Raw genomic sequence first — 14,654 nt, forward strand, 5'->3', positions numbered from 1 at the left:
TGCTTTTCTACAAAAAATATATTAACGTACTCGATATTTATAAATACAATAACAGAAGTATAAAATAGAAATTACAGATACATAAACCCATAATTCATATATGAATCCCTCTCCCCATACTCCCATAAAATAAAAGAGTGAAGGTAACGTCAATGTTACCCATGATTGTACGAAGGCAATCCTGCCAAGATATTGATTGATGTTCTTTTTTTGTGTATTTAATACAAAAAATAAATACCAAAGTAATGCCCACATAAACCACGTTAACGCATTCACAACATCGTGGAATTGAACAAATGAAACAACCATATAGAATAAAGCAATAATTGCTACCCAAATGCAGAACCAACCTAAACCGCTACTATCCATTCCTTTTATAAAAGTAACACCTACATATAAATAGGTTAATCCGAATAAGAAAGTAGCTGCATATGAATATACCGTCCAATTACTTTGATCAGAAATCATGATTAAATAGAACGGAATAATAATTTGTAGTGCACCCACAAATAAATTAAAAACACCTGCACTTTTCATCTCTGCTTTTCCTAATATAACAAGACTATTTAAAAATAAAGCTGCACCCGAAAGTAATAATCCTACGTAACCCATATGTATTCGTGTGAAAGTCTTTCCCTTTCACACTTTTAACCTCCCCACAATATAAAGTGATTCTTTATTATTTTTCTTCCTATTTAAAACTACATACATAATTTTTAATCCAAATAGGTCAGACTTCCTACCTTGAAGAACACCAAATTTAAAACGCTTTCAATCATAAATAACCCTATTAGAACATTAATAGGATTCCTTGATTATAAACGTACTCTAACCATGACACAAGTATTGATGTTATTTTAAATATTACGTTTTTTATTTCTATAAAAATTAATAGGATAATGCACTTTTTCTATCTTATTCTACTAATTTCTAACATGGAATATTATAAAATGAGCTAGTCAGTAATACATTCATCTTTATAAGATAATCGTATACTGACCTAAACTTTCATATTCAATATTGATAGTTTCTCATCCCTAATAATTGCTATTTATCATAAATATCATTCGGATTAATTGTAGGAATAAATCCATTTATAGAACTATATTTTTTAGATACGGTATTTGGAGTAACGGTAAACGTTACAATCTTATTACTTTGTTGTTTAAAATAGCGCATCCAATTTTGACTCCATTCATCTTTCGTAATAACTTGTTTATTGAAGTCCTCCCACAATACACCATGTATAAAATTCAAGGATGTATTTTTGATTGTGTCAAATCCCCAATTCTGTATAAGAAGCAAATCAGAATCAACACCTTTTATTTCTTTTAATAAATTTACATATGCTTCGCGAAATTTCCCTTGTGTAACTGGCTGATCATAAAAATAGTCGTCAATATCACCAGCGGTATCTAAAAACACACCGTCTATTCCTTTTCCAATAACTTGCTGTTTCACTTTATTTACAACAATCCGCCGGTAATGTTCATCAGCTAAATTCATAATATATGTATCCCACTGCTCAATCTTCATTTTCTTACCGTCTCGATAATAATAGTCTGATTCAACTACTTGCGATTTATGCCACGATTCTAATTCTAAAACACTAACATACCCAAGGACTACTGTTCCTGATTTTTTTAATTGCTGAACTTGCTCTTTCGAAAATGCATATGGCTCTATAATGACCATGTCATACTTTGAAAGTCCCTCAATTACTTGCTCATTTGCTTCACCATAATAAATTTTATAACTTCGTACATTTTTTAAAACTGGTTCCACGACATTTGCTTGGGCGGATGTACTTGAAGAAAAAATAAAAGAAAATATAGCTAAAAAGCATATGGAACGTTTCCACTCCATAATAATATTCCCCCCCCTATAAAACTGTAATTTTTTATCATTTTAAATATTAATACAAGTATAGTAATACAATAACATTTTACATTTTTTCAAGCTCGATATTTAATAAAAATTCCAATAAATACAATACATTAACAAAAATTAGAATTTATTTCACTTGAATTTACTACATCTCTGTTGATAAAATGATTTGGGCTTTATATATTTTAAAATAATTCTTTTAAATTATGTATTTTATTTCAGCGTACTATTCCTCAAAATTAAATTCTCAAACGAAAGAAGGGATTTTTTATGCACTATAGACAATCTAATTTATTACAAAAAATGATTGAACCTACGATTCTCTTTATTGCTCTATTTTTTCTCTCAATACTAACTGATTTTCTAACACCAACGTATGAATACTTCTTACTCTTATTTATTACATTAATTATTTCTAGCCGGTATGGCATATCTATCGCCCTTTTCACCTTTCTAGAAGCAATGATTTATATTTTTATAAGCGGTATATATAAGGAAGATGATATATTACTGTACTTTTATTCATTAGATTACTGGATTAATTGGATTTTCTTACTTGTTATTAGTTTATGTTGTGGACTAATGAGTACTGCACAAAAGGAACGGTATGAAGATGTACATATGATAAATAATGAGCTAAAAGCCGAAAATAAAGAATTAAAATATGTTGTGAAACAATTGGATGAAACACGTATTACACTACGTTCTCGTGTACTTGAATCAAATAATCACTTATCTAAAATGTATCATATGTTTAAAGCTTTAAATCATACACATCCTGAAATTGTACTCGATGAGGGGATAAATGTATTAAAAATGTATTTCGGAGCAAAAAAAATTGGTATCTATCACGTCGATAACAATAAACAATCACTTCGTATTAAATTAAGAGCAGAAACTGGTAAAAATACCTTACCTCAATCCATTTTTGTTAAAAATGCTTCGCTAGTCATCAAAAATGCTCTAGCACATAATCGACCTTTTTTCCGTACAGAAGAGGATTTTCAAGACGCTCCACTTTTAGTTGGTCCCGTCCTATTCCAAGATGATGTACAATATGTCATTATATTAGACGAAATTGAATTTTCAAAAGTAACTTCTGAGCAATTCGAACTTTTCACATGGTATTTACGCTGGATGGGTGATCGTTTACAAAACGCTTCTAATCTTTGGCTATCAAGTCAAGAGGATCGTACATTCCCTAAAACGAGCATTTATTATGAAGATGAATTTGAACATTTACTAAAAATAGAAAAGAAACGTTACGAAACATTATCTTATCCATATTCCTATTTTGAATTTACTGTTCCACAAGATTCCTTAGAAATGATAAATTCTATTTTAAAAGATCATTTGCGTGATATTGATATATTCGGTTATAGCACGACCGAACAAAAAGTTATGATTCTATTACCTGGCACTGAAGAAAAATTTTTATTACCAGTCAAAACTCGTATACAAAACGCTCTTTCTTCTAAAGGAGTGGTATTCTAATGATTTTACTCCTCCTTTACTTTATTTATGCTATTTTGGTTTTTCTTTTATTTCGATTTACGAAAGGTTTGATTACTGAAGATAAGAAAGGAATTATTGAGTTTTGCTTGATTATCTCTCTCCTTTTCCCGCTTGTCGGACTTATTGTATCAGCAATCATGTTATTACTGAATATAAGACGCTCCAAGACCGAGTGGTTACAGCAATACTCTGAGTATGTTTCCTTTCAAGTTGATCATTATGAAGATATTTTGGCATCAGCAAAACAAGATATGGACCTAATTTCATTTTCTTCTGGATTAGAACTAGATAAGCCTGAATTACATAAACAACTCATTGTACAGTTAAGCTCCTCCCCTATTTCCAATGAAGGAGGCTTATTGAAAGAAGCCATTCACCATAAAGATCCTGAAACTGTACATTACGCAGCAACTACTATTAATTTACTAAATGAACGGTACGAAAAACAGATCGAATACTTAAATAAGCAATTTCTACAAAATCCACAAAATGAAATTGCAAAAGAATTGGTTTCTAACTATTTAAGATATATAGACAGTGGTCTTCTTTCTAATCAGCAAAAAGAAAAAATAATCGCCGAATTTATGAATTTTATTACACAAAGTGTAGAACTATTCCCTACCGAACCTCTTTATCCTTTCCACCTTGGAAATCTGTTTCTACATACAAAACAATATGCAAAGTCTGAAGAACAATTTTTAAATCTTATTCATTTCTATCCTGAATCATATTACGGTTACGTTGGGTTACTTGAAATATATTATGAGCAAAAGTTATGGGACGAGCTCTATAACTTAATCAATAATCTAGCAGCTGCAAAAAGAGTTCATATACTACCGCGTAAATATCAATTATTTGTAAGGCAGTTTGGAGGCGCACACATTGAAAAAGGGGATTAATATATATATCGGAATTGTTAGTATCATTTTATTTCTCTTAATTATATCTATCCTTATATATCGAACAGAAAATTTCTATCAAAAGTTTTCTGTTCCTAAAACTAAAGAAACAGCTACTGTTAAAACACTCAAAGCAAAAGATGTAGCCCAAAATGGACAAAAAATGCAATTATACGTTTTAAAAACGGATAATACATTAGGGCAACAAGTCGAATTTAATACGAAAAAGGCAATGGATTACGCACACCTACACTATAAAAATATTACAGCTAATGAAATTAAGGGACTTACTCCCTCTCCCTATACAGGAATTATTATTACAGGTGAAATAATGGCGCAACTTCCACAAGCTGATATTCAAAATTTTGTACAAATGGGCGGAAGGATTATTGTCGCAAACCGACTTGATTCAGATTCTTCCTGGAACACATTATTTGGTATTACAAAAAAAGAAGGCTTCAAAGATGTGAAGGGATTAACCTTTGAAGAAGTTTTATTCCCTGGTTATCCTGATCTCTCAAGTTCTTCTCCATTGTTCACTCATAGCTCAATGAATATTACGCTAGATGAGAATACAACTAATACTTGGATTACTGCAGAAGATACTCCCATCCTTTGGACCAATGACTACGGTGAAGGAAAAGTCTTATATTGGAATACAACAGCATTGAACGATAAATTAGGTAGAGGTATGTTCGTTCAATCACTGGGTACTATTTTCCCGACTTTCGCTACAGTACAACTTGGAGCGGAGATTATGTATATCGATGACTTCCCATCTCCAATTCCAAGTGGAGAACTAAAAAACTTAACAACAGAAAAAATTTCTGTTGAAGAATTTTATAAAAAACATTGGTGGAAAAATATGAAGGATATCTCTGAAGAGCTTGATATTAAATATACAGGGGTTGCAATTGGGACATATCAAAATAAAGTAACGCCACCCTTTGAAAATTTTACAGGTAAAAATAGAAATACCTATTTATTATTTGGGAGAGAATTATTAAGTCACGGTGGAGAAATCGGTATTCATGGCTATAACCATCAACCTTTATTATTACCACCAGACCCAGTAGATAAAGCACTTGAATATGTTCCATGGAATTCAAAGGAGGACATGGAGAGATCCTTAGATGCTTTACAAAAACTCGTGTATAACTTCTTTCCAAACGAAAAACTAAAAACCTATGTACCACCATCCAATATTATAAATACGACTGGATTAAGTGCATTAAACGACGCGGTCCCAACTATGGAAACAGTTGCTTCTCTATATGTGGGAAGTAAAAGTAACGGCAGTTTAATTCAAGAATTTGGACCAGACGAGCACAACAAAAATATTTATCACTTCCCACGTATTACGAGTGGCTATGCTATTTCAGATGAAGAACAATTTATTTTAGCTGATGTTACTGCAAATTTAGGGGTTATCTCACATTTCGTCCATCCAGATGATATCCTTGATGAAAAACGTTCGGGTAATTTAACGTGGGAAGAATTATTTAAAGCTTATAAAACGACAATTAAAGAAATACGAGAAAGATATCCTTATATAAAAAGTATGACACAAAGTGAAGCAACTGCTTCCATGAAAATTTATCAAACCGGTGATTTAGCTGTTTCTTATGAAGATGATGCTGTTCACATTGCATATAAAGGATTACCAAACCACACTGCAACGATTATACGTGTGGAAGAAGGGAAAAAATTGAAAACTGGTTCATTCCCATACGGCACAGTTACAAAGCTAGATTCACAAATTTATAGCGTTATATTAAAACAAGCTAACGCTACAATTCCAATTAAAGGGGTATAGCAGATGAGAATAGGTTTAGTCGTTGAAGGAAGTTATCCTTTTGTCAGTGGCGGAGTAGCAAGTTGGGTACAAATGATTATCCAACAATTTAAAGAACATGAATTCACCATTTTTGCGATCGTACCGCAAATAAAAACAGAAGAGGAATATCAATATGAAATTCCTAACAATGTAAAAGATATCATTATGATTCCCTTACAATCAGAAAGTGACTCAAACCATATAAAAACCAATTTAACGACTGATGAAGTACAAATACTTCAAAAATGGTTTACATTCCAAGCTAACGACACAGAAGCATTACAAATATTAGGGAACAAGCAAAAGCTAGGAACACTACATTCCTTCTTCGAAAGTCGTGAATTTTATGAAATAGTGAAAGAAAGCTATTTGTATGAAGAAAGTAGTGGTTCTTTCTTAAATTATTTTTGGATGTGGAGATCTATGTTCACACCAATCATTCAAATTTTACAAATTGATTTTCCTGAATTAGATCTTATCCATTCTGTATCTACAGGCTATGGTGGGCTTCTTGGAGCTGCAATTAGTGCCAAATCTGACATACCATTTATTCTAACAGAGCATGGTATTTATTCTCGGGAACGTGAAGAGGAAATACTCCAATCAACTTGGATACCAATCGAATACAAAAAAAGATGGGTTTCTTTCTTCCATCATTTATCTCACCAAGCATATGAACAAGCTGCTGATGTGATTACGTTATTCGGACGGAATAGTGCATATCAAAAAGAACTAGGAGCTCCGGCCCATAAACTAAAAATTGTTCCAAATGGTGTTACTTTATCTGACTATAAGGGGCTACGTAAGCCAAAACATAATTCAGATAAACTCATTATTTCTGCTATTATACGAGTTGTGCCAATTAAAGACGTAAAAACAATGATTTATGCAGCTAAATTATTATTAGAAAAAGATATTCCGTTTATCTTCTACTTATTAGGTCCTGATACAGAAGAACCAGAGTATGCCCAAGAATGTCGTGATTTAATTCAGCAACTTGGATTAAAAGAACATGTAATAATGACTGGCAGAGTAAACATTAAAGATTACTTAAAACAAACGGATATTCTCGTATTAACTAGCATATCTGAAGGGCAACCACTAGCTATGTTAGAAGGAATGGCATCGGGATTACCATGGGTTGTTACAGACGTTGGTTCTTGTAAGGAGTTAATTTATGGACAAGATGAAGATCCTTACGGCCAATGTGGCTTTGTTGTACCACCTGTATCTCCTGAACAAGTTGCCACCCACTTAGAATGGTATTATCGCCACCCTGAATCCATTCAACAATTCGGAAACAATGGGCGTAATCGTATTGAAGCATATTATCAATTATCAGGTGTTGTTGATAGTTATCGTAAGCTTTATTTAGAAAGGGGTGCGAAAACATGGCAGGTATAGGATTTCGATTACAAAAATTATTTCAGGAAGACTACTATTCTTCAAGGGTAAAAGCTTATGGATTTTCGTTATTTGTTACAGCTGGTCCTTGGTTAGTCGTTATTTTAGCAGTAACAACTATTCGATTCATTTTGAGTTTATTTCATTCTATTTCAATTGAAGAACAGCGTCTTTTCACTATTTCAATTTCATATTGCTTTATTTTTTCTCAAATTATTTACGGAGCATTGCAGCTCATTGTAACTAGATATGTAGCTGACCTTTTATACGAACAAAAAGCTGATAAAGTATTTTCTTCATTTTTAGGAATGACGAAGATCACACTTTTTTTAGCTATTATGTTATGGCTTTTGTTTGCATTTTTCACACCGTTAGCTTTATATTATAAAATCGTGATGCTATTTTTATTTTTAGCTTTAAATATCATCTGGATTCAGTCCATTTATTTAACAGCAGCTAAAGATTATCAATCAATTGCACTGGCATTTTTAATCGGATCCATTTTTTCCCTATTAGGAATTATCCTAGTAGCTTACTGGCACCCTACACTTGGGTTAGAACATGGATCTGCCCTATTGCTTTTAATTTCTTTTACACTCGGTACTTTCATTACACTAGTATGGTTAAGTATCGTTATTGTACGAATGTTTCCAAATAGTGATGCTACTGAACAATTTACCTTTCTGTCTTATTTAGATAAATATCCAGAATTATTTTGGTCAAGCCTCTTTTACAATGTGGGTATTTGGGTATGTAATTTTGTTATTTGGTTTGGAGACGGTCGGGGAAATATTGAAAATACATTTATTTATCATCAAATTTATGATACTTCTGTTTTCTGGGCGTATTTAAGTATTATCCCAACCTATATTTTCTTTGTAGTATCCATTGAAACCAGGTTTTATGAAAGATATAAAAAGTTCTTCGGTTCGGTAAACAATGGCGGAACATTACATACGCTTTTACAATTGAAAGATTCCATGAACTTTGTCTTAAAGCAGGAAATGGAACGTATACTTCGTAATCAAGGTATTTTTTCCTTACTTATTATTTTTATAATATGGATGTTTAGTTCGCAATCTGGAATGACAACACTTAATTACTCTATTCTGCAACTAACTATAGTTGGTGCTTATGCAAATGGAATGGTGCTCGTTATTACATTACTACTCCTATACTTTGAGGATCGTAAAGGGGCATTTCGAACATCAGCTATTTTCTTTTTTGCAAACTTGTTATTAAGCCTTATCCTGCTTCCATTTGGATTCAATGGTTACGGCATTAGTTTCGCAGTTGGATCTTCTATTACATTCCTATATGCTATTTCTAGGCTCTTTACTTACATTAAAGATATTGATTATTATACATTTTGCCAGTCAAATATCCCTATAAAACAGCGGACCTTTTTTACCAAATTAGCTAATAAACTTAACGGGAAATAAATACAAAAATGACCTTTGCTCATGCAAAGGTCATTTTTATATCTACATATTAAACTTCCAAATAGCCATTTTTATTATTTGATTGCCATCTCCAAGAATCTGCACACATTTCTTCTAATCCACGTTTTGCTTCCCATCCTAGTTCACGTTTTGCCTTTGATGCATCTGCAAAACATATTGCCACATCGCCAGGACGACGCTCTGTAATTTTATAAGGAACTTTTTTTCCTGAAACCCTTTCAAATGCTTCAACCATCTCAAGTACACTATACCCTGTACCTGTGCCCAAATTATAAGCATCTACTCCTGTTGTATTCAGTACTTTCTCTAGCGCTTTTACGTGACCTTTTGCTAAGTCTACAACATGTATGTAGTCACGGATGCCTGTTCCATCTTTCGTTGGGTAGTCATTTCCAAATACACTTAATTCTTTTAGCTTACCTACTGCCACTTGTGTGACATATGGCATTAAGTTATTTGGAATTCCATTTGGATCCTCTCCAATACGTCCACTTTCATGTGCACCAAATGGGTTGAAATAGCGAAGTAACGCGATACTCCATTCTCTATCTGCAAATGCTACATCACGCATAATTTGCTCAATCATTAATTTCGTTTGACCATATGGATTTGTTGCACTTAATGGAAACTCCTCTGTAATCGGTGACGTTTCCGGGATACCATATACAGTTGCGGATGAACTAAAAATCATCTTCTTTACATTATGTTTCTGCATTACTTCACATAGCACTAAAGTGCTCGTAATGTTGTTATGATAATATGTTAATGGAATTACTACTGATTCCCCTACAGCTTTAAATCCTGCAAAGTGAATAACTGCTTCGATTGCATTTTCTTCAAAAATTGCGTCAAGTGCTTCTTGATTTAAAACATCTTCTTTATAAAACTTAAATTGTTTTCCTGTTATTTCTTTCACTCGATTTATAGATTCTACCGAGCTATTCGAAAGATTATCAACTACTATAATTTCGTAACCGCTATTTAGTAATTCTACACATGTATGACTACCAATATACCCTGCTCCACCTGTTACAAGTATTGCCATAATTATAGTCCTCCATATTTCATTCATTATAAACTTCTCAAAGTATATCACATATTTCTTATCCTATGTTTAATATGCGAACACAGGAACTTACATTTTATCCCATAATAATTTTATAACATATACGATTCCAATCAAGTAATAAGAAAAACGCCACATAATTTTTATTATGTGGCGTTTTTCTTATTAAATTACGTAACAATATACACTTAGAAAATGTGCAAGACTACCTAATAATACAAAAACGTGAAAAACTTCATGATGTCCCATATATTTAAACTCTAGCCATTTTGGCTTTGTTCCATAAATAAATCCACCAATTGTATAAAAAATGCCCCCAAGTACTAAGAAAACAATGCCTCCTGTACTTAAATTCTCAGCTAACGGTGCAAAGAATAAAACAATTAACCAACCCATCGTAATATAAATTGCTGTCGATAACCATCTTGGACAATTAAACCAAAACATTTTAAACACAATGCCACAAATCGCAGTTGCATAGACTAAACAAAATAATAGCAAACCACTTGCTGAATTTAATGTAATTAAGCAAAAGGGTGCATATGTACCTGCAATTAATATAAAAATCATAGAATGATCTAGCTTCCTAAAGAAATAAATAACACGTTCATTGGCCACAACACTATGATATACAGCTGACGCCGTATAAAGGACCATCATTCCAATACCAAACAAAATAACAGCTGTAATTGCAGCAAATGATGGCATCTTGATAGAGACTTTCACAAGCATAGCTAATAAGGCAATAAATGATAATATCGCTCCACCTAAGTGAGTAAATGCATTAACTGGTTCCCTTACATAAGCATTCATAATAACACCCCTCATATAATTACATGTAGTTTTAATAACTACATGTAATTATATACACATTTCTTTTTAAGGTCAACATTTACAATTCATTTGTTTCGTAATACCATATTTAAAGATGTATTAGACATTAAGTTCCACTAAGTTATAAAAGTGAGGGATTCTACGTGGAAAATATAAATGAATTACTTGAGACATTGCATTTAGAAAAAAATATTAAACTTGAGGATATTCCAAATGTTGACTTATATGTAGATCAAGTTGTCCAACTATTTGAGAATACTTATGCAGATACAACTAGAACTGATGATGAAAAAGTATTAACAAAAACGATGATTAATAATTACGCAAAAGGGAAACTATTCATCCCTATCAAAAATAAAAAGTATTCAAAAGAGCATATGATTTTAATTAGCCTAATTTATCAATTAAAAGGTGCTCTTTCCATTAACGACATAAAAAGTTCATTAGAAACTATAAATGACTCCTTATTAAATGATGATTCATTCGAATTAAATACGTTATACAAAAATTATCTTGCTCTTACTGAAAGCAATGTCGAAAGCTTTAAACAAGACGTAAATAACCGTGTTACAGAAGTAAATGAGATTTCTTCCTTAGAAGACACAAAGTTAGAAAAATTTCTACTACTAACATCCTTCGTGACTATGAGTAATATGTATAGACGTTTAGCGGAGCAACTAGTGGATGATTTAAAAGAATCATAAATAAAAAACTATCCACCTATTAAAGTGGATAGTTTTTATTTACTTAATTGCTTCATGAACTTTTAGTTGTTTCCCTTTAATCGTTGTAGTCTTCATAACTTTCAAGACAAGTGGTCCTTTTCCATTTAATATTTCAACGTAAGAAACATTATCTTGTATCGTAATAATGCCTATATCTTCTGCTGTAATACCTTTAATTTTAGCGATTGTACCGACGAAATCTACCGCCCTAATTTTCTTTTTCTTCCCGCCATTAAAGTAAAGCTTCATAATGCCTTTGTTGATGTCTGCATTTTTATCTTTCTTTATAATTGGTTTAGCATGTATCTTTTCTTCAAATGCAGCTTTCCCTTTCATAACTTCTTCTTTTGAAGGTCCAATTGCCTTTGGAATTTCAAAGCCAATATACTCCTCAATCTCTTCTAAAAATCTATTTTCATATGGTGTTATAAATGTAATAGCTTTTCCACTATTTCCAGCTCGTCCCGTTCTTCCAGTACGATGTACATAGCTTTCTTTTTCAAGTGGAATATCATAATTAATAACATGTGTAATATTATCAATATCAATTCCCCTCGCAGCCACGTCTGTTGCTACTAAATAACGAAATTTTCCTTTTCTAAAATCATCCATGACTTCAAAACGATCTTCTTGTACCATACCACCATGTATTTTGTCACAAGGATAGTTAGCTCGGTTTAATTGTCTATATACATGATCTACATTTTCTTGTGTACGGCAGAAAATAATACAGCTATCAGGATTCTCAATCGTTGTTACATCTTTAAGTAGTGAAAGCTTCTCGTCTTCTATCGCCTCAAAAAGAGTATGTTCAATTTTATCCGTCGTAATCCCAGCCGCTTTAATTTCAATATGAGTTGGTGCATTCATATATGTACGTGATAACCTTTCAACATCTTCCGGTAAAGTTGCTGAAAATAGCATTGTCATTCTATTTGTAGGTAATTCATCAATAATTGCCTCTACTTGATCGATAAAGCCCATGTTTAGCATTTCATCCGCTTCATCAATCACTAAATATTTTAATCGCTCTAAAGAAAGGGTCCCTTTTTCAATATGATCCAATACACGCCCTGGAGTCCCTACTACAATATGCGTCTTTTGCTTTAACTCTAATTTTTGACGTGCAAATGGGGACTTACCATAAATTGCGGCGGCTTTAATTCTTTTGAATCGCCCTATATTTGTAATATCTTCTTTCACCTGTACCGCAAGCTCTCTCGTTGGTGTTAAAACTAATGCTTGTGGTTTATTCTCTGCCCACTCCACCATTTCACAAAGTGGAATACCAAATGAAGCTGTTTTTCCACTTCCCGTCTGGGACTTCACAACAAGATCCTTCTTTTGTAATGCGACTGGAATAACCTTACCTTGTACTTCTGTTGGATGATCATACCCTAACCCAGTAAGTGCCCTTACAATTTCTTTACTTAATTTATACTCAAAAAACCCTTTTTTACTCATATATTAACCTCATTTTATTCTGTATTATTTTCTTTTTTATCTTTTGTATACGTTACTATCGCCCTACTTATTATACTTGAAACCTCACATAAAAAGATGGATTATGCCAGATTCATCTTTTTACATAGAAATAAACCTTATCATTTCATATATTGTTCAACTACTTGATAACATCTTTTGCTCGTATTGTTAGCATTAACCTTTTCATAGAATCCTACATCCACTCAAAAAAATAAAAAGAATACATACATCCTTGTATAATTATCTTAATTTTTCAACCTTTTTATAGACGAACAATATAAAACAAAAAACATTTTAAATTCGTTTTTAACGTTGTTTTTTACATATAAAATCTACTTTTTAAAAAAATGTTAAGAAATCCTTTGACTTTTTAATGAAAACAATGTAAATTATCATATGGACGAACATTTTTGATTAATAAAAATAAAATATTCGTATTTTAGGGGTGTAAATGATGGAAAACGTATTCGACTATGAAGATATTCAATTAATTCCTGCAAAATGTATTGTAAATAGCCGCTCTGAATGTGATACAACTGTCACTTTAGGAAAACATAAATTTAAATTACCTGTCGTACCTGCAAATATGCAAACGATTATTGATGAAAGAATTGCAACGTATTTAGCTGAAAATAATTACTTCTATATCATGCATCGTTTCCAACCAGAGAAACGAATCTCATTCATTAGAGATATGCAATCACGTGGATTAATCGCTTCTATTAGCGTTGGTGTAAAAGAAGACGAGTATGAATTCGTACAACAATTAGCTGCTGAACATCTTACACCTGAATACATCACGATTGATATCGCGCATGGACATTCTAATGCTGTAATCAACATGATTCAACATATTAAAAAGCATTTGCCAGAAAGCTTCGTTATCGCTGGAAACGTTGGAACTCCAGAAGCGGTAAGAGAATTAGAAAACGCTGGTGCTGACGCAACAAAAGTTGGTATTGGACCTGGTAAAGTTTGTATTACTAAAATTAAAACAGGCTTTGGAACTGGTGGTTGGCAGCTAGCTGCACTTCGCTGGTGTGCAAAAGCTGCAAGTAAACCAATTATCGCTGACGGTGGTATTCGTACACATGGCGACGTAGCTAAATCTATTCGATTTGGGGCGACTATGGTTATGATCGGTTCTCTATTCGCTGGTCATGAAGAGTCTCCAGGGGAAACAATCGAAAAAGACGGCAAACTTTATAAAGAGTACTTCGGTTCAGCTTCTGAATTCCAAAAAGGTGAGAAGAAAAACGTTGAAGGTAAGAAAATGTTCGTTGAGCATAAAGGTTCTTTAGAAGACACTTTAATCGAAATGGAACAAGATCTTCAATCTTCTATCTCTTACGCTGGTGGAACAAAATTAGACTCCATTCGTACTGTAGATTATGTAGTCGTAAAAAACTCTATTTTCAACGGTGATAAAGTATATTAATTTTTAAATTTAACTCGAAGGACAAGCAGTTTTATGCTTGTCCTTCTTTTTCATATATAGAAATGTAAAATATTTTCATTTTACTGAATTTTCTAGTATCA

The 14,654-nt window shown here is 32.4% G+C and carries 12 protein-coding genes; 7 read left to right on the plus strand and 5 right to left on the minus strand.

Annotation, left to right across the window (positions count from 1 at the left end; all coding sequences use genetic code 11):
- Positions 1-21: 21 nt before the first annotated feature.
- Both MR147_RS14490 and MR147_RS14495 read right to left on the minus strand, forming a co-directional pair.
- Entirely contained in the window at positions 22-612 is a 591-nt protein-coding gene (locus MR147_RS14490) for an AmiS/UreI family transporter (RefSeq protein WP_070179574.1), read from the minus strand.
- Positions 613-1,047: 435 nt separating this feature from the next.
- Positions 1,048-1,866 carry an endo alpha-1,4 polygalactosaminidase gene (locus MR147_RS14495; protein ID WP_070807261.1) on the minus strand — a complete coding sequence of 273 codons (819 nt, stop codon included), beginning with the start codon at positions 1,864-1,866 and terminating at the stop codon, positions 1,048-1,050.
- 291 nt (positions 1,867-2,157) lie between these two features.
- Between MR147_RS14495 and MR147_RS14500 the strand changes: the two genes are divergently transcribed.
- From MR147_RS14500 to pelG, 5 genes are read left to right on the plus strand one after another with little or no spacing between them, the layout of a single operon-like run.
- Positions 2,158-3,381, plus strand: coding sequence for a GAF domain-containing protein (locus tag MR147_RS14500; protein ID WP_061129134.1), 1,224 nt, complete (start codon positions 2,158-2,160; stop codon positions 3,379-3,381).
- Positions 3,381-4,301: a tetratricopeptide repeat protein gene (locus MR147_RS14505; RefSeq protein ID WP_044791870.1), complete on the plus strand. Its 921-nt coding sequence runs from the start codon at positions 3,381-3,383 to the stop codon at positions 4,299-4,301. Before MR147_RS14500 ends, MR147_RS14505 begins: the two co-directional genes overlap by 1 nt.
- On the plus strand, positions 4,285-6,117 hold the full coding sequence (locus MR147_RS14510) for a DUF2194 domain-containing protein (RefSeq protein WP_242304455.1): 1,833 nt from the start codon (positions 4,285-4,287) through the stop codon (positions 6,115-6,117). The genes MR147_RS14505 and MR147_RS14510 overlap by 17 nt, the downstream gene beginning before the upstream one ends.
- A gap of 3 nt (positions 6,118-6,120) precedes the next feature.
- A complete protein-coding gene (pelF, locus tag MR147_RS14515; RefSeq protein ID WP_074608005.1) occupies positions 6,121-7,542 on the plus strand; it encodes a GT4 family glycosyltransferase PelF in 1,422 nt (473 codons plus the stop codon).
- The gene (gene pelG / locus MR147_RS14520) at positions 7,530-8,984 is read left to right on the plus strand and encodes an exopolysaccharide Pel transporter PelG (protein ID WP_074608003.1); all 1,455 of its coding nucleotides are present in this window, start codon (positions 7,530-7,532) and stop codon (positions 8,982-8,984) included. Before pelF ends, pelG begins: the two co-directional genes overlap by 13 nt.
- Before the next feature lie 49 nt (positions 8,985-9,033).
- Here the strand turns inward: pelG and galE are convergent, their stop codons facing one another.
- Both galE and trhA read right to left on the minus strand, forming a co-directional pair.
- Positions 9,034-10,050, minus strand: coding sequence for a UDP-glucose 4-epimerase GalE (gene galE / locus MR147_RS14525; RefSeq protein WP_074608001.1), 1,017 nt, complete (start codon positions 10,048-10,050; stop codon positions 9,034-9,036).
- A gap of 186 nt (positions 10,051-10,236) precedes the next feature.
- Positions 10,237-10,884: a PAQR family membrane homeostasis protein TrhA gene (trhA, locus tag MR147_RS14530; RefSeq protein ID WP_074609429.1), complete on the minus strand. Its 648-nt coding sequence runs from the start codon at positions 10,882-10,884 to the stop codon at positions 10,237-10,239.
- 164 nt (positions 10,885-11,048) lie between these two features.
- Between trhA and MR147_RS14535 the strand changes: the two genes are divergently transcribed.
- The gene (locus MR147_RS14535; protein ID WP_000427879.1) at positions 11,049-11,609 is read left to right on the plus strand and encodes a DUF1836 domain-containing protein; all 561 of its coding nucleotides are present in this window, start codon (positions 11,049-11,051) and stop codon (positions 11,607-11,609) included.
- Positions 11,610-11,648: 39 nt separating this feature from the next.
- Here MR147_RS14535 and MR147_RS14540 read toward each other — a convergent pair whose 3' ends face one another.
- Entirely contained in the window at positions 11,649-13,094 is a 1,446-nt protein-coding gene (locus MR147_RS14540; RefSeq protein ID WP_048553340.1) for a DEAD/DEAH box helicase, read from the minus strand.
- A 475-nt stretch (positions 13,095-13,569) separates the two neighbouring features.
- On the opposite strand from MR147_RS14540, the gene guaC reads away from it, so the two are divergent.
- Positions 13,570-14,553 carry a GMP reductase gene (guaC, locus tag MR147_RS14545; RefSeq protein WP_000432434.1) on the plus strand — a complete coding sequence of 328 codons (984 nt, stop codon included), beginning with the start codon at positions 13,570-13,572 and terminating at the stop codon, positions 14,551-14,553.
- Positions 14,554-14,654: the final 101 nt, after the last annotated feature.

This window comes from Bacillus cereus group sp. BfR-BA-01350, from assembly GCF_022663775.1.
GTDB lineage: Bacteria > Bacillota > Bacilli > Bacillales > Bacillaceae_G > Bacillus_A > Bacillus_A paranthracis.

Coding starts and splice junctions, on each gene's coding strand:
- MR147_RS14540 (WP_048553340.1), bottom strand. CDS start 13,094: ATGAGTAAAAAAGGGTTTTTTGAGTATAAATTAAGTAAAGAAATTGTA.
- MR147_RS14495 (WP_070807261.1), bottom strand. CDS start 1,866: ATGGAGTGGAAACGTTCCATATGCTTTTTAGCTATATTTTCTTTTATT.
- MR147_RS14505 (WP_044791870.1), top strand. CDS start 3,381: ATGATTTTACTCCTCCTTTACTTTATTTATGCTATTTTGGTTTTTCTT.
- galE (WP_074608001.1), bottom strand. CDS start 10,050: ATGGCAATACTTGTAACAGGTGGAGCAGGGTATATTGGTAGTCATACA.
- pelG (WP_074608003.1), top strand. CDS start 7,530: ATGGCAGGTATAGGATTTCGATTACAAAAATTATTTCAGGAAGACTAC.
- guaC (WP_000432434.1), top strand. CDS start 13,570: ATGGAAAACGTATTCGACTATGAAGATATTCAATTAATTCCTGCAAAA.
- MR147_RS14500 (WP_061129134.1), top strand. CDS start 2,158: ATGCACTATAGACAATCTAATTTATTACAAAAAATGATTGAACCTACG.
- pelF (WP_074608005.1), top strand. CDS start 6,121: ATGAGAATAGGTTTAGTCGTTGAAGGAAGTTATCCTTTTGTCAGTGGC.
- MR147_RS14490 (WP_070179574.1), bottom strand. CDS start 612: ATGGGTTACGTAGGATTATTACTTTCGGGTGCAGCTTTATTTTTAAAT.
- trhA (WP_074609429.1), bottom strand. CDS start 10,884: ATGAATGCTTATGTAAGGGAACCAGTTAATGCATTTACTCACTTAGGT.